The organism is Clostridium sp. C8-1-8 (genome assembly GCF_009928445.1).
In the GTDB taxonomy this organism is placed as follows: Bacteria; Bacillota; Clostridia; order Clostridiales; family Clostridiaceae; genus Clostridium_AR.
Genome location: NZ_JAABNO010000019.1, coordinates 97,337 through 113,787 on the forward strand (window position 1 = coordinate 97,337; position 16,451 = coordinate 113,787).

Consider the following 16,451-nt stretch of genomic DNA (forward strand, 5'->3'; position numbering starts at 1 on the left):
TTAATGTAGGCGTCTTTTTATTATTATTATATACTTTTAAACCCTTTTCCTCTAACTTCTGATATATCGATTATAGTTATAAAAGCCTTCGGATCAACAAGATGAATTGTATTTTTTAGTTCTATCATTTGACGAGTTGTAACGATACAATAAAGCATCTTCTTCCTGTCATGAGTATATTCACCTTCTGCAAATAGTGAGGTTACTCCTCTATGTAAATCATTAATTATGTACCTTATTACGTCTTGTTCTCGTTCCGTTAGAATAAGAAGTAAGTTCTTTCGGTTTAATCCTCTTACCATAACATCAAGAACATAACTTTGGATAAACATTGATATTAAAGTATAAAGAGATTTAGGAATACCAAAAAATACTGTTCCAACTGCTATAATTACTAAGTTAAGTATAAAGTTTAGCTTACCTATTTCAAAATTAGAATATCTTTTTCTAATAAGCATTGTAATTATATCTGTTCCACCAGTTGAACCATTTCTTGAAAATACTAGTCCGAAACCTATTCCACATATAACTCCACCATAAATACAATAAAGAATAGCCTCATCTAGTACTATTATTTTAGAAAGAGGTGAGGTTATAATTAATGATGCTGATAAGGAAATCATACCCAATGCTGAATACATGGTAAATTTTTTGTCTAACTTAAAATAGCTAACTACAAATAGTGGTAAATTTAAGATGAATACAGTAAAACCAGCTTTGAAACCAGTAAGATACTGAATAATTAGTGCTATACCTGTAGCACCACCACTTAAAAGTTTAGCATGAGTTAAGAATAGATTTATTCCTAAGGATGATATAAAGCAACCACTTATTATTATTATTATGTCTAATATATAAGTTTGCTTAGATTTTATGTAGTCCATTTTTCAACCCTCTCAATAATATAAATATGTTTACATGAAAATTATATAAAAATAATCATGATATGTAAAAACCGTAATATGCTATGAAATCAAATCACAAGTTTTTATTCATTATAAAGTAAAAAATGCTATAAATTCTTCATTATTCCTTATAAGATCTTGTATACAATAATATGTATCAAAGTATAACTAAATTTGAATAAATATATTATTATTTATTACAGATGAGCATCTTCAATTTTTAAAAACATTTAATTAGTATATGGCTAAAATAACATCTCCTAAATAACTATTTAAATTCAACTTTCATAGTAATAGACAATAACTATGGTGTGATATAAAATATAAGTATTATAATTTATATTCATATAAAATATCTAAAGGAGTTTAGTAATGAGAGTTAAGCTTCCAGGCAATATTAAGACAAAGATAATTATACTAGTGATATTAGTATTTGTTAGTATCGCTATCTTTATAAAAGAAGGGATAGAAAATAGAAAAGAAAATAATGTTAATACAAAGACTAATCAGCAATTTATACAAGTTAAATAACGCCTAATTACTTCTACAAGATTGCATAAATAAAAAATTACTAAAATACAATATATACGTAAATAATACGTTATATTGTAGGAGCAGTAATTTATGAAGGTATTAGTAACAGGTGGAGCTGGATATATAGGAAGTACTATATGTTCAGCACTCATTGATAGTGGACATGTTCCGGTAATCTTAGATTCGTTAATAGTAGGAAGAAAAGAGTTCACTAAAGGTAGAATATTTTATCAAGGAGATATTGCTGACCAAAAACTTTTAGAAAAAATATTTGTGGAACATCCTGACATAAGGCATGTGATACATTGTGCAGCTTTAATTGTGGTTCCTGAATCAGTGGATAATCCTTATGAATATTATAAGGAAAATGTATCAAAGTCATTAGAGTTATTATATACATTGAATAAATTTGGGTGCAATAATATAGTATTTAGCTCTTCAGCTTCAATATATGATGATGTGCCAGGCTTTAAAGTAACTGAAGAAGCACCTCTTAATGCTAGAAGTCCTTATGCAAGAACAAAATGCATGATTGAGATGATATTAGCGGACTTTTGTAAGGCATACGGAATGAAGGGTATTGCTTTAAGATATTTCAATCCAATTGGAGCAGATCCACAAATGCGCTCTGGAATACATGTTCAGTTTCCGAGTCATGTGTTAGGAAAAATGGTAGATGTAGCTATAGGGAATGAAAAAGTCTTTAAGATAACCGGAGTTAATTGGGATACAAGAGATGGCTCAGGAATAAGAGATTTTGTTCATATTTGGGATCTAGCACTTGCACATGTTAAGGCTGTAGAGAAATTTGAAGAGGCTTTTGATGATCCATCTGTGAGAGATAATTATATGGTAATAAATTTAGGAACTGGAAATGGAGTAACAATAAAAGAACTTGTTAAAGCCTTCGAAAGCGTATATGGAAAAGAAATAAATAAAGAGGAGGCACCTCCAAGGCCTGGAGATGTTGCAGGTTCTTATGCTAGCATAGAAAAGGCAAAGAAGATCCTTAATTGGGAGCCCACTTTCTCTATAGAGAAAGGGATTGAAGATGCACTGAAGTGGACAGAGATTAGAGAAAATATAATTAGATTCTAGGCATATGATTGTCAGAAGTATTGAAGAATAGATTTGAACTGAAGAAGTTTAGCTTTAATAGCTAAAATATATATTTATAATTACAATTAAAAAAACATTTGTTATGGTAGTAGTAAGAGTTTTTTATAAAAATAAAAACCATGGATAAAAAGTACAACAAGTTCTTTTTATCCATGGTTTTATTTATTTTAGCTTATAAATAGTTATTTTCCATAGCAACATTTGACTATTGGGCATTTGGAAGACTAATCTAATTCAATATGCTTTAATATACCTTTTGATAATTGTAATATTACCACTGCGGCGAAAAGGTTCCAGATTAAGAAAGCCAAATACATTGCATAATGTCCTAAAAAAGCTAGTTGGCTAGCAATAACTGCTGCACCAATTATTCCTGGAAGTACGTATACTATGATAGAAAGGAACATTAGTAATCCTTTTATCATTTCTGAGTTCATCCCACCGAATAGCCTAAGATTTAATACTGCTCCATAAGTAAATACAAATCCGAAGGAGATGTAAACAAGCATACACATAATAGCATCTATTGGATTAGCCTTTATCAGTATACCTAAAATCGTAAATACTATAATGCTATCAGATACATACTTCAATACTGAGGATAAAGTTGCCCAAAATATTTTTTTATCATCGCTATCAGGAATTAAAAATATATAAGGTTTGGAAGCTTCAAAATTAAACTTTGAAGAGAAGTTTGATAAGCAACCTAAATATATAGTAAAGTATAGAAATATACTAATCTCTTTAATTGGAAAAAATACTCCATAGCCTATGGCTCCAAGGATGAGGAACCCAGTATGTATGTTTATTAATCCAAAGCCTGTCTTCCTATACTCTAGGAGGTGCTTACTAAAAATAGCTTTTCCAAGCATGCTATCGTATTTGGAGGTTACCTTACGGGTCTTTCTTTTTCTTTTCCCTTGAAGCATAAACTCATTTGATTTCATTTGCTTAGTCTTAAGATTTTTCATGTTCTCATTTAACTCAGATTTATCAAGTACATCCTCGTAGAAATCTAAATCTAGCTTATATAAAACAAATACTATGATAGCTAGAAGTAATATCATTAGTGCCAAATATATAAATATACTATAGTTTAAGCCGTAGAAGCATTGAGTTATGATAGCCTTAATCCAACCTATTATAGGTATGTAATCTAAGGAATTATTGCTATACATAGAGGTTACATATCCTAATACATTATCTCTGTTAGCATATCCACTATAAGCTGTATATGACAATATTATTAAACCGATAGATAGTACCGCTGTTTTAAAAACTTCCTTTAAAAATGGTTTTTTTGAGCACAAACTAAAAGCAAATACAGAGATAAAGGATATAGTTACAAAAAATATAATATACGTAAATAGCAAGAGGAAAACCCCAAAAGGGACGAACTTAAACCAATTAATAAGGTTTGGAATTTGAAATAAGATAAATAATGATGTTATAAATATTGTTTGTATTTCTTTTATAAAGCCATACATCAGTATATTTTGTGGTTTTATTGGAGATGTAAAAGCAAGGTTTACATCACTCATTAAAAATGAGGAGCTTCTCTTTTGAACACCTGAGTATATAGAAAATAAAAAAATAATTATAGTAGCAAAGGTAGAGATTCCTATAAAGTACTTAGGCGAAGTATTTCTTACAATGGAACCCCTCGCTAAGGAAGGTACTATAACACAGTAAGCAAGCAACAGAAAGTAAACAAGTATTGGTACTAACTTAGAAGGTTTTCTTCTTATAAGTTTTATATTGTTTATGAAACTTCTTCTTATTATATATAAAAGCGGTGACATATTACTTTTCCTCCGTAAACTCAAAGAATATATCTTCTAAGGATTCATCGGCTTCATTAAATTCATTCTTTGTTTTTGATACAACAATTTCACCATTCTTCATTATCAATATTCTATCCCAGAGTTCCTCCATACTGTCAAGTAAGTGAGTACTTATTAAGATTGAGGCTCCTTCATCTCTAAGTTCACATATCAAAAGCTTTAACTCCTTTATTGCTTTTGGATCTAAACCAATCATAGGCTCATCAAATAAAATAACTTGAGGGTTGGTGATAAGTCCGCATATTATACTAACTTTTTGTTGCATACCCTTTGACAGCTCTTGAGCGAGTTTTTGTTTTTTATCACTCATATCAAATATGGCAAGAAGCTTTTCAGCTTTATCTTCATAACTTTTTATTCCATAGGCTCTAGCTATAAAGTGAATATGTTCTTCCACAGTAAGTAGAGGATATAGTGAGGGCAACTCAGGCACATAGCCGAATAGACGCTTACCATCGGGAGTTTTATTAAGTTTTCCGCATATTTTTATTTCGCCATCGTACTTAAGTAAGCCAGCAATAGATTTTAAAGTAGTCGATTTGCCTGCACCGTTTGGGCCAACTAAAACCGCAATTTCTCCTTTATTTATGGTGAAGTTTATATTCTTAGCAGCTTCTAATTTATTATATTTTTTATTCAGATTTATAACCTCTAGCATAGTATCTCTCCTCCGTAGTTATAATGATATCCTATATTGTACCATCAAATACCATATATTTCTCTATAAGTAAATAAATTTAAGAGAATTTTAAGGTCTTAAATAAGAGACTGGTAAGACTTAAAAGAGTACTTTATGCAGTCTAAATATTAATCTTAGGAATTTAGATAAGTAGAGAATTATCTAGTCACTATATTATAAATATATCTTCTTATAAATAGGAAAGTAAGCGAAAAGTTGATACAATAGTAATGCTAATATTTATAGGATATTTTGGTGCAAATATAAAGTAGTTAAAGTAATTAATATTTTATTGGGTTAAATAGAATAATCTTAATAAATTTGTAAGAGTTTTATATGGTGTTTTTTAATTAAAGAAGATTAAGATAATATTAGTGTATATAACGTTGATTAATTATTTTTTAAATAAATTGGGTGAAATTATAAGTTCTTGAACTATGTTAATAAAATACATTTATCGATAAGGAGTGTTTATTTTGGGGAAGTTTTCAATTTTAGTTGTAGATGATGAAAAGGAAATAAGAGATGCTATAGAGATATATTTAAGAGGAGAAGGATTGAATATTCTTAAGGCAGCAAATGGAGTTGAGGCATTAGATATGCTACAGTGTAATACAATTCATTTGATTATTTTGGATGTAATGATGCCAAAGCTTGATGGTATAAGAACTTGCATGAGGATAAGAGAAGAAAATAACATACCAATTATAATGTTATCTGCAAAAACTGAAGATAGTGATAAGATACTAGGCTTAAATATAGGAGCAGATGATTATATTTCAAAGCCATTCAATCATCTGGAACTTGTAGCTAGAGTGAAGTCCCAGTTAAGAAGATATGAAAGTCCTCTTGTAGTAGAGGAAAAGAGTAATACCATAAATGTAAAAGATATGGTCCTAGACCAAAACTTAAAGAAAGTGTTTTTAAGGGGAGAAGAAGTACGTTTAACAGCTACAGAATTTAAGATATTATGTCTGTTTGCTCAAAACCCAGGAAGAGTTTTTTCGATAAAAGAGATATATGAAAGGGTATGGGCAGAACCTTTTTACAGGAGCGAGAATACAGTTACTGTACATATAAGAAGGATAAGAGAAAAGATTGAGATAGATGCAAAAGAGCCTGAGTATATAAAGGTGGTGTGGGGTATTGGGTATAAGATGGACAAGTAAGGCAGGAACAAAAATTAATAATTACTGGAGTAAAGTTTTTAAAATAGAAATATACCTTATCCTTGCCACATTTCTAGCATTAATATATTTTTTCTATAAAATAGATTTTCAAGACGATTGGAATTGGAAGTATGGAGTTTCGTGGAAAAATGTATTGTTAAGTGAGAATGAGTATAGATTAAATAGATTAAAGTTAGATTCTTGGGATATGAGTAAAATAATTTCAAGTAGTACTAATAAATATACGCTGATAGATGGAAATAGCAAAGATGATTGGAAAATAGATGATTTTAGAAATAGTTTATATAAAATAAGTAATAACGTTGGTTTTGCAATAATAAACAAAAGTAGTGGAGATGTATTTACTAATAGAGAATGGTTATATAAGCAGATGAACAGTTCTGGAAAGACTACAGAACAGATATTAGATGATTTGGGATATGTAACTTATTATACAGTAGACAATGTTAATACCTTCAATTCTTATATTGTAAGAAATGATTTATTAGGAGATTATGATAAAAAGACTTTATCAAACTATAAGGAGGTTTATTTTATTAGAGATAGTTATTACACCTCCTATATAAGAGCAGTACAATTATTTTTTATATTCATAATATTTTTAATTAGCTTCCTTGTAGCTATGATTCTTAAAATAATAAGATATGGAAAGAGGAACGGTAAAGGAAGTTTAAATAATATTATAAAATCCCTTTTAATATATAAATATTTTTCTAGAGCTAAACGTGGAATATTGTTTTTGCCAAGCTTAATTAATAAGTATAGAGTAAAGTTGTTTAAGACTATTATAGTACTGGCAGTAGCTTTTATTGCTTTGATAATTATAGACTATAAAATGAATTCTAGTATTAATAGGATTGATTATCTGTTGATAAGTGTAGGTATCTACAATTTTAGTGGTAATATTATCAGGATTATTAGAGATTTACTTATTATATTAGTAGGTATATTACTATTAGATAGAGTTTATAAGTTAGAGGAGCTTATAAGTCAGACCAAAGTTTTAGCCACTGGAAACTTGAATAATAAGATTGAAATAGAAGATGCAGGAGACTCATTTGGTGAACTTATAGATAATATAAATTCTATAAGAGATGGTTATGAAATAGTTTTGGAGAACCAGCTTAAAACAGAAAAGCTAAAAACAGAACTTATAACTAATGTGTCACATGATCTTAGAACTCCACTGACTTCTATAATTAATTATGTGGATATATTAAAAAGGGAAGATATAACTGAAGAGGAAAGAAAGGATTATCTAGAAATACTAAGCAATAAGTCTTATAAGCTTAAGACTTTAATAGATGACTTGTTTGAAATATCAAAAATGAGCAGTGGAAAGGTAACGTTAGAAAAGAACGATCTAGATATTGTTGAACTTGTGTATCAAACTTTGGGAGAATATATAGAGCTTTATGAGGAAAAGGAGCTTGAATTTAGAGTCAATGCTCCAGAAAGTCTGATGGTAAGTCTAGATGGCTACAGGATGTCTAGGGTGCTTAATAACTTGATTATCAATTCAATAAAATACTCGATGAATAGTACTAGAATATATATAGACATTGCTGATTCTAGTGAAGCTATAAAAATATCTTTTAAAAATGTTGCTTTTTATGAAATGAATTTTAATAATGAAGAGATCTTCGAAAGGTTTGTAAGAGGTGATAGTTCAAGAAATTCAGAAATTGATGGATCTGGACTTGGACTTGCAATAGCTAGAAGCATAGTTGAACTTCATAACGGAAATATGGATATTGAAACTGAAGGAGACATGTTTAAGGTTTATATAGATATTCCTAAGGACATATAGTAGATTAAATATGCTCTTTACTTTTTATATTAATTGAATTAACATGATTTATAAAACATAAATATAATAATCAATGACATGCTTTAATCCTAAAAAATTTATAAAGTCATATAGTATTAGTAGTTTTATAGATTTATTGATTAAGGCTAAATTGATGTGAGGAGGAATATTATATGAACGTTACATTTATACAGTATCCAAAATGCAGTACCTGCAGAAAAGCTAAAAAGTGGCTCCAGGATAATGATATAGATTTTGTTGATAGAATAATAAACGAAGATAATCCTAAAAAAGAGGAGCTGAAGCTTTGGTTAGGTAAAAGTGGATTGTCAATTAATAAATTTTTTAATACTAGTGGAAGATTATATAAGGAGCTAAATCTGAAAGATAAGGTGAAGACAGCTTCGGAGGATGAACTATTACAAATCCTTTCAACAGATGGTATGCTTGTAAAAAGACCAATATTAATAAAAGGTGATACTGTATTAGTTGGATTCAAGGAAGAACAGTGGGAAGAGCATATAAAATAGTCCTTTACAACTTAATTATATTTTACTATAAATCTCAAGCTTTCGAGTTTGAGATTTATTTATTCTAAAAAAATGAACTGCATTCTAAGTACCTGGTGAAACATCATAATTTATTTTTAGAGAAACTATGTTGGAAATAAAATTATTGATAACTATGAGTATAAGGAGTAACTCTTAAAGTAAAAGATAACTAAGTTAAATTTGTGATAAAATCTACAAAATATTATAGAATGGTATGGATAAATATGATGCTTTATATACATGGAAATTTATAATAAAAACATGAAAATATACCCTTTAAAATTAAAATGGTTTAGTAAGGAAATAGAAGAAAAAATGAAATGTATACAATAAAGGTATATTATATTCACTTATTTCGGGAAAAAGGTAATTTTACAAAATTAATGTTTGGTTATTATAATATATAAGACAATATATTGTGTTGCTAAGAATAGAATGCTAATAAATATACTATATATTGTGGGGAGGAGAATTGGTATGAAAAATCTATCAGAGTTATGTGATATAGCGCTAAGCGCCATTAATGGGGATACGGAAATATATTCAAAGAAAAAATTTACTGATTCATTAGAGCATATAATGAGAGACAACATGAGTCATAATGACATGCTAAACTCTATAATTCAAGTTTGTCTTGAACTTACTACAGAAGAGGAACCAAAATGGCTTAATGGAGCAGCTAAACTATATATAGTAAAGTTGTACGATGAAGTTAGAGAAAATAGATCACTTGCTAAAGAAGAAGATCCTTATAAAAACTTTTATGATTTTGTTTCTGAGCTTACAGATAAAGGTCTTTATGGGAAGTATATTTTAGAGAATTATTCAAGAGATGATATAGACCAACTAGAAAAGTATATTAATCCCGATAGAGATTTTTTATTTACATATAGTGGAATAAGTCTATTAGCTAAAAGATATTTAATTCAAGACTTTAATAGAAAGCCACTTGAATTACCTCAGCAGATGTTTATGGGCATTGCTATGCATTTAGCTATACCAGAAAAAGATGATAAAAGGGTTTATTGGGCTAAAAGATTTTATGATGTACTTAGTTCCTTAAAAGCAACAATGGCTACTCCTACAATGTCAAATGCTAGAAAGCCATTTTATCAGTTGAGTTCTTGTTTTATTGATACTGTAGAAGATAGTTTAAATGGAATATATAAATCTCTAGATAACTTTGCAAAGGTATCAAAGTTCGGTGGAGGTATGGGAATATACTTTGGTAAGGTAAGAGCTCTAGGCTCAGCTATAAGAGGCTTTAAAGGAGCATCTGGAGGGGTTATTCCTTGGATAAAGCTATACAATGATACTGCAATAGCTGTGGATCAGCTTGGTGTTAGGAATGGTAGTGTTTCTATTTGGTTAGATGCGTGGCATAAGGATCTTCCAGAATTTCTTCAATTGAAGACTAACAATGGTGATGATAGAAAGAAAGCTCATGATGTATTTCCAGGTATATGCTATCCAGATCTTTTCTGGAAGCTTGCAGAGGAAAAGATAGACAGCAACTGGTACTTAATGTGCCCACATGAAATTAGAACAGTTAAGGGCTATTCACTTGAAGACTTTTATGGTGAAGAGTGGGAAGAGAGATACTGGCAATGTGTAAATGATGAAAGAATCGAAAAGAAAGTTATGTGTGTGAAGGATATTGTCAGACTTATAATAAAGAGTGCTGCAGAGACTGGAACACCATTTGCATTCTATAGAGATGCAGCAAATAGAATGAATCCTAACAAACATAAAGGAATGATTTATTCATCAAATTTGTGTACGGAAATAATGCAAAATATGAGTGCTATGGACATCCAACAGGATGAAATACTAGACGAAAATGGAGACAAAATCGTTATAGAAAGAACTAAAGCTGGGGACTTTGTAGTATGTAATCTATCATCAGTAGTTCTAGGAAACGTTGATGTAAATAATGATGAAGAGCTTGAGTATATAGTGGAAACTCAAATAAGAGCTATGGACAATGTTATTGACTTAAACTATTATTCAGTACCTTTTGCTGAGATTACAAATAAAAAATATAGAGCAGTAGGTCTTGGAACTAGCGGATATCATCATATGTTAGCTAACAACAAGATATCATGGACTAGTGATTATCATGCGGAGTTTGCAGATAAGGTTTATGAAAAGATTAACTACTATGCAATAAAAGCTTCTATGAAAATAGCTAAGGAGAAGGGCGCGTATCCGCACTTTGAGGGTTCTGATTGGCATAATGGTGATTATTTCAAGATAAGAAACTATGAGTCAAACCAATGGATGGAACTAGCGGAAGAGATAAAGGAATATGGAATGAGAAATGGTTATCTGTTGGCTGTTGCTCCAAATGGATCTACAGCAACTCTTGCTGGTACATCAGAAGGAATAGATCCAGTTATGGCGAGATTTTGGATGGAAGAAAAGAAAGGAAGCATAACTCCAAAGATTGCTCCAGATCTTTCAGAAGAAAATTATTGGTATTATAATTCGGCTTATAACATAGATCAGGCTTGGTGTGTAAAGATAAATGGCATAAGACAAAGACATATTGATCAAGGGCAATCCTTTAATCTTTATATAACTACTAATTACACTATGAGACAGATAATGAATTTATATATAGAAGCGTGTAAATCTGGGGTTAAAAGTATATACTATGTGAGGTCAAAGTCCTTAACTGTAAGTGATTGTGAAAGTTGCTCTGCATAGTATAAAATATTTTAATATGCATCCTTAAGGAGGGATTTTATATGGCAATTAGTAAAAAGCCTCTATTTAATGAAAATGGAGATACGGAAATATCAAAGAAAAAAATGGTCAATGGGAATACTACAAATCTTAATGACTTTAATAATATGAAATATACTTGGGTATCAGATTGGTATAGGCAGGCTATGAATAACTTCTGGATACCAGAAGAGATTAATTTGGCACAAGATCTTAAGGATTATCCTAAGCTAACTGCAGAAGAGAGAGTAGCATATGATAAGATATTATCTTTCTTAATTTTCTTAGATTCTATACAAACAGCGAATCTTGGAAATATAAATAACTATATCACAGCCAGTGAAGTAAATCTATGTTTAACTATACAAGCTTTTCAAGAAGCTGTTCACTCTCAAAGCTATAGTTACATGCTAGATACAATATGTCCACCAGAGAAGAGAAACGAAATATTATTTCAATGGAAGGATGATAAGATACTTCTTGAAAGAAATAAATTCATAGGGGATCTATATAATAACTTTGTTGAAGATCCAAATGAAGAGACCTTCTTAAAAACAATAATGGCAAACTATATTCTTGAGGGAATATACTTCTATTCTGGTTTTATGTTCTTCTATAACTTGGAGAGAAACGGAAAGATGCCTGGTTCAGCACAGGAGATAAGATATATAAATAGAGATGAAAATACACATCTTTGGTTATTTAGAAATATAATCAGAGAGTTACAAAGAGAAGAGCCACAGATGTTTACTGAGAAGCTAGCTGACGAACTAAGAGAGATGGTTAGAACCGGAGTAGAGAATGAAATAGCTTGGGGACATTACGTAATATCTGATGGAATTCAAGGCCTAAATAAAAAGATGATAAATGATTACATAAAGTACTTAGGAAATATAAGACTTAAGGATATAGGTTTTGAGCCTTTATTTGAAGGGTATGATAAGAACCCTGCAACTTGGGTGGATATTTATGCTGATGCGAACTCAGTTAAAACAGATTTCTTTGAAGCTAAATCGACTGCATATGCTAAAGCTGGTGCTTTAGTAGATGACTTATAGAATAAGCAATATAATATATTTTTGAAAATTTGTTTAAAATTTATATAAAAATAAAACTTTAGCAGTGGTCATTGACTACTCCTAAAGTTTTATTTAACCTGGATATTAAGTGTTAAAAACAAAATTAACTAAAGTCAAAGTGTCTATTTACAACCTTAATAAATTATTAATTTAGAATTTAATAACATAGTAAGCATTAATATAAATTTATTATAATTATGAAACCACTCTTATTTCGCCTTCAAAGCTTGCAGGTTTAATTAACTGAGAAGGATCTAACATAAGATCTACTTGTTCCTTAGAGTACATATTTTCAGCATAAAGAATTTCTCTCATTGATTTATCTTCCTTAAGGGCTTTTTTCGCAAGCTCACAGGCTCTGTCATACCCTATATGTGGAACTAATGCTGTAACTAGAGCTGCTGATTTTTCAAGATTTTCAAGGCAACGCTCCTCATTTACTAAAATGCCATCTATACACTTCTCTCTAAAGAGCACTGCGGCTTTTTCTAGGAGATCAAGAGACTCTAGTAAGCTCTCTGCTATAAGTGGAATAAAAGCATTCAATTCAAGCTGGCCTGAAGAAGAGGCTAGCGTTATTGCAGTATCATTTGCTATAATTCTCATTGAAATTTGACCTATCATCTCAGGGATTACAGGATTTACCTTGCCAGGCATTATGGATGACCCTGCTTGACGAGCTGGAAGAGCTATTTCTCCTAATCCACCTCTAGGTCCAGAGTTTAGAATTCTAAGGTCATTTGATATTTTTATAAGACTAGCTGCACAGGTTTTTAAGGCGCTAGATACTTCAACAAAGGCATCAGTGTTTTGAGTACCATCTACTAAGGATTCTGATCTGTTTATATCAAGCTTAGTCAGATGCCTTAAGGTATCAGCTACAATAAAGATATATTTATCTGTTGCATTTAAACCAGTACCTATAGCTGTTCCACCTAAATTTATATCTTTTAAGTTTTCTTCAGTCTTACGAATTCTATATAAATCTCTTTCTAGTACTTTTGCATATGCTCCAAATCCTTGGCCTACAGTCATTGGAACAGCATCCATTAGCTGAGTTCTTCCAAGACGATATATTTCTGAGAATTGTTCTTCTTTTTTATTGAAAGCTTCTTTAAGCTTTTGTAGTTCTTTAATAACTGCCCTAACTTTTTTTATGGTAGCTATTCTAAGAGCAGTTGGACATACATCGTTTGTAGACTGTGACATATTAACATGATTTAAAGGATGAATGATTGAGTAGTCACCTTTATTACCACCCATAAGCTCAATAGCTCTGTTAGCAATAACTTCATTTACATTCATATTTGTTGAAGTGCCAGCACCACCTTGGAAGGCACTTACTTTAAATTGATCATCAAAATTTCCTGCCATTACTTCTTCGCTAGCCTTGATTATAGCATCTGCTTTTTTTTCTTCTAGGTTGCCTAACTTCATGTTGGTTATTGCTGCTGCTTTTTTTACAAGAGCAATTTCTCTTACAAAATCTATATTTATAGTTTTATTAGATAAATTAAAATTTTCAAGAGCACGTACAGTATTTATTCCGTAATACTTAGAATCATCAATTTCTTTAGAGCCAATTAAATCTTTTTCAATTCTATATTTCATAATATTAATCCTCACTACTCATTATAAATTTTTTATAAGGCAACTTTTTTCGTAATACAGTATAAATATCTATTAAAACCTTTGGCCAAAGATTTCTTACAAATAAAAAAGGTGTCTTCGCTGCAACAGCGAAAACACCTTTGTTCTACATACATTATCATATTCTTTTGATTTGTAATTTGTCAATTAATATATAAGATAAATAAAATATATATAATATTTTTGATACGATTTCATTATGAAAAAGTTAAAATTATTGTGATGTTAATAATAAATATAGTGGTAATATTGAATATAAATAAAAAAGTAATATATTTAATGTAAAAATATTACACTGAGTGGTTTGATTTCTTGGGAGATATGGAACTGTACAAACTAATAATTGAAGTTGATAAATAATGTTTCAGATTTACAAAATTAAGATTAAGAGGTCATGCCTATAGATTGAAAGTAATTTTTGTTATATAAAACTTTTGAATCATTAGGAACATAGCCATAGGCTATTTCGTTATGTTTAAAAGCTGTAGTATGATCTCCAATTCTATCATAGCAAACACATAATTGAAGGTGAGGCAGCCAAGTCCAGGAAGCCTCATTAAAGAAACCTAGGCTGTTTTCAGGTTTTTTCAGTTCGGTAGCCAGTTCATACCAAAAGATTGCTTGATCTATTTTATTCTCGCACAGGTAAGAAAAGCCTATTCTACAACAAGCTTCTGCTCTAGGTAAATCGTATTGGAAGCTCTTAAATGAATATTCTCTAGACTTTTGAAAATTACTTGTTGATTGGTAGTAATCGGAGATGTTTCCACAAACTCTTATGTTATCTTCATACCAACCTAAACCACTATCTAAAAAATTATTATAGTTGATAAGAGCTTCTTCAAATCTGCCATGATCGTAAAGTTCATGAGCATAGTATAAGATATCTCTAGGTATGAGTTTAAAACCTTCTTTTAATTTGGCTTCATAGATTTCTATATTTCTATTAGGGGTCGCTTTTACTTTTTGATGTGTTACAGATATATCGCTATTTATTATGTTACCATATACTTCCAGATATTCGTGGATGAAGCCTCTCCACATAAAATTTCTATCTCTTTTAACAAGTCTATTGCGTCTATAGGAAGAAGAAGGATTTCCATATTCATCAATTCCTATATTGTACTTCATAGTCACTGAATCTACATCAGATTTTAAAGTTTGCTTTAGTAATTTTAATTTATCAATGGCATCTGGTAGAAGAACGTCATCGGCATCTAACCATAAAATGTAATCTTTTGTTGCTTTACTAAAAGCATAGTTCCTTGCAGCTGAGAAATCATCAATCCACTTAAAATCATAAATATCCCTAGTATAATTGCTTATTATATCCTTTGTTTTGTCAGTAGAGCCTGTGTCAACTATTATGATTTCATCTACTACATCTTTTATACAATCTAGGCATCTTGCTATAGTCAACTCTTCATCGCGAACTATCATACATAAACTTATACTTATATAATTATCCAACATAACAACCTCACTTCTACAATACACAATAATTAATATATTATGTTTAAGTATTTAAAGATGTACCACTTGTTACTGAGAACTAAATATAGACTACAAAAGTTTTTTCACAGATGGTTAGAAAAGGAATATGAGAAAAAATAGCTGAAGAAACTCGCTTCAGCTATTTTTAAAATGAAATTAACTTATCTTAAACGTATTATAGAAAGAACTGCCCCGGCTCCACCGCCTATCAGAGTTGCTGTGCCTAATACTCCATATAACTGTAGTATAATGGTTGAATTAGCATTCAAATCCACTATTATTGAGTTGTTAAAACTAGATAGCGATAGAGTTGGATCTACCACTGAGGCTGTATTTGACGCTGAATTTATTAATAGTCTAGAACTAACACCTAAAGCTGCTGTGAGATTAATGTGATAAGAAATATAGTAAGTTCCAGCATTGCTTACAGTGAAGACTGTGTTTGAAGCATCTATACTAATTCCTGGACCAATATTTTGGCTGTTTGGTAAGCTTATAGACGTACCTCCTAATAGTACAGCAATCGATGTTCCTGTAGTGTTTGCGGCAAATGCGGAATTAGCAGTGGTTGATATTCCGGTAGCACCAGTGTCCCCAGTAGGCCCAGTAATACCAGTAGCACCTGTAGGGCCGATAGGACCAGTATCTCCAGTAGGCCCTGTAATACCGGTAGCGCCGGTAGGACCGATAGGGCCAGTATCTCCAGTAGAGCCAGTAGGACCAGTGACTCCGGTAAGGCCAGTAATACCAGTAGCACCTGTAGGACCGATAGGGCCAGCATCTCCAGTAGGTCCAGTAATACCAGTAGCACCTGTAGGACCGATAGGGCCAGCATCTCCAGTAGGCCCAGTAATACCAGTAGCGCCAGG

At 30.8% G+C, this 16,451-nt stretch carries 12 protein-coding genes and 1 pseudogene; 7 read left to right on the forward strand and 6 right to left on the reverse strand.

The window, feature by feature from the left end; all coding sequences use genetic code 11:
* Positions 1 to 26 precede the first annotated feature (26 nt).
* Positions 27 to 884, reverse strand: coding sequence for a YitT family protein (locus tag GXK57_RS17945; protein ID WP_160678930.1), 858 nt, complete (start codon positions 882 to 884; stop codon positions 27 to 29).
* A gap of 393 nt (positions 885 to 1,277) precedes the next feature.
* Between GXK57_RS17945 and GXK57_RS17950 the strand changes: the two genes are divergently transcribed.
* Together GXK57_RS17950 and galE are read left to right on the forward strand one after the other, a co-directional pair.
* A complete protein-coding gene (locus GXK57_RS17950; protein ID WP_160678932.1) occupies positions 1,278 to 1,436 on the forward strand; it encodes a hypothetical protein in 159 nt (52 codons plus the stop codon).
* A gap of 93 nt (positions 1,437 to 1,529) precedes the next feature.
* Positions 1,530 to 2,537 carry a UDP-glucose 4-epimerase GalE gene (galE, locus tag GXK57_RS17955; protein WP_160678934.1) on the forward strand — a complete coding sequence of 336 codons (1,008 nt, stop codon included), beginning with the start codon at positions 1,530 to 1,532 and terminating at the stop codon, positions 2,535 to 2,537.
* Between the two features lie 245 nt (positions 2,538 to 2,782).
* Here the strand turns inward: galE and GXK57_RS17960 are convergent, their stop codons facing one another.
* Together GXK57_RS17960 and GXK57_RS17965 are read right to left on the reverse strand one after the other, a co-directional pair.
* Positions 2,783 to 4,360, reverse strand: a complete 1,578-nt coding sequence (locus tag GXK57_RS17960; protein WP_160678936.1) for a putative ABC exporter domain-containing protein — start codon at positions 4,358 to 4,360, stop codon at positions 2,783 to 2,785.
* Position 4,361: 1 nt separating this feature from the next.
* Positions 4,362 to 5,060 (reverse strand): ABC transporter ATP-binding protein, encoded by a 699-nt coding sequence (locus GXK57_RS17965; protein ID WP_160678938.1) that lies wholly within the window; start codon positions 5,058 to 5,060, stop codon positions 4,362 to 4,364.
* Between the two features lie 497 nt (positions 5,061 to 5,557).
* Here GXK57_RS17965 and GXK57_RS17970 point away from each other — a divergent pair, with 497 nt between their 5' ends.
* The 5 genes from GXK57_RS17970 (at position 5,558) to GXK57_RS17990 (ending at position 12,417) form a co-directional block, all read left to right on the forward strand.
* Positions 5,558 to 6,250, forward strand: a complete 693-nt coding sequence (locus tag GXK57_RS17970; protein WP_160678940.1) for a response regulator transcription factor — start codon at positions 5,558 to 5,560, stop codon at positions 6,248 to 6,250.
* Positions 6,228 to 8,081, forward strand: coding sequence for a HAMP domain-containing sensor histidine kinase (locus tag GXK57_RS26645; RefSeq protein ID WP_243156465.1), 1,854 nt, complete (start codon positions 6,228 to 6,230; stop codon positions 8,079 to 8,081). The genes GXK57_RS17970 and GXK57_RS26645 overlap by 23 nt, the downstream gene beginning before the upstream one ends.
* 173 nt (positions 8,082 to 8,254) lie before the next feature.
* Positions 8,255 to 8,611: an arsenate reductase family protein gene (locus GXK57_RS17980; RefSeq protein ID WP_160678942.1), complete on the forward strand. Its 357-nt coding sequence runs from the start codon at positions 8,255 to 8,257 to the stop codon at positions 8,609 to 8,611.
* A 498-nt stretch (positions 8,612 to 9,109) separates the two neighbouring features.
* Complete coding sequence (locus GXK57_RS17985; RefSeq protein ID WP_160678944.1) at positions 9,110 to 11,341, forward strand: ribonucleoside-diphosphate reductase subunit alpha; 2,232 nt, start codon at positions 9,110 to 9,112, stop codon at positions 11,339 to 11,341.
* Between the two features lie 41 nt (positions 11,342 to 11,382).
* Positions 11,383 to 12,417 (forward strand): ribonucleotide-diphosphate reductase subunit beta, encoded by a 1,035-nt coding sequence (locus GXK57_RS17990; protein ID WP_128211318.1) that lies wholly within the window; start codon positions 11,383 to 11,385, stop codon positions 12,415 to 12,417.
* Between the two features lie 216 nt (positions 12,418 to 12,633).
* On the opposite strand, the gene GXK57_RS17995 is transcribed toward GXK57_RS17990, so the two are convergent.
* From GXK57_RS17995 to GXK57_RS26910, 3 genes and pseudogenes are all read right to left on the reverse strand, one after another.
* On the reverse strand, positions 12,634 to 14,049 hold the full coding sequence (locus tag GXK57_RS17995) for an aspartate ammonia-lyase (protein WP_160678946.1): 1,416 nt from the start codon (positions 14,047 to 14,049) through the stop codon (positions 12,634 to 12,636).
* A 423-nt stretch (positions 14,050 to 14,472) separates the two neighbouring features.
* Positions 14,473 to 15,561 carry a glycosyltransferase family 2 protein gene (locus GXK57_RS18000; RefSeq protein ID WP_243156466.1) on the reverse strand — a complete coding sequence of 363 codons (1,089 nt, stop codon included), beginning with the start codon at positions 15,559 to 15,561 and terminating at the stop codon, positions 14,473 to 14,475.
* Between the two features lie 182 nt (positions 15,562 to 15,743).
* A pseudogene (locus GXK57_RS26910) lies at positions 15,744 to 16,451 on the reverse strand (collagen-like protein); the annotation flags it as partial.

What these genes read in the sequence shown, in the direction of transcription:
- GXK57_RS17945 (WP_160678930.1), bottom strand. Translation starts at nt 884, where the DNA reads ATGGACTACATAAAATCTAAGCAAACTTATATATTAGACATAATAATA.
- GXK57_RS17950 (WP_160678932.1), top strand. Translation starts at nt 1,278, where the DNA reads ATGAGAGTTAAGCTTCCAGGCAATATTAAGACAAAGATAATTATACTA.
- galE (WP_160678934.1), top strand. Translation starts at nt 1,530, where the DNA reads ATGAAGGTATTAGTAACAGGTGGAGCTGGATATATAGGAAGTACTATA.
- GXK57_RS17960 (WP_160678936.1), bottom strand. Translation starts at nt 4,360, where the DNA reads ATGTCACCGCTTTTATATATAATAAGAAGAAGTTTCATAAACAATATA.
- GXK57_RS17965 (WP_160678938.1), bottom strand. Translation starts at nt 5,060, where the DNA reads ATGCTAGAGGTTATAAATCTGAATAAAAAATATAATAAATTAGAAGCT.
- GXK57_RS17980 (WP_160678942.1), top strand. Translation starts at nt 8,255, where the DNA reads ATGAACGTTACATTTATACAGTATCCAAAATGCAGTACCTGCAGAAAA.
- GXK57_RS17985 (WP_160678944.1), top strand. Translation starts at nt 9,110, where the DNA reads ATGAAAAATCTATCAGAGTTATGTGATATAGCGCTAAGCGCCATTAAT.
- GXK57_RS17990 (WP_128211318.1), top strand. Translation starts at nt 11,383, where the DNA reads ATGGCAATTAGTAAAAAGCCTCTATTTAATGAAAATGGAGATACGGAA.
- GXK57_RS17995 (WP_160678946.1), bottom strand. Translation starts at nt 14,049, where the DNA reads ATGAAATATAGAATTGAAAAAGATTTAATTGGCTCTAAAGAAATTGAT.
- GXK57_RS18000 (WP_243156466.1), bottom strand. Translation starts at nt 15,561, where the DNA reads ATGTTGGATAATTATATAAGTATAAGTTTATGTATGATAGTTCGCGAT.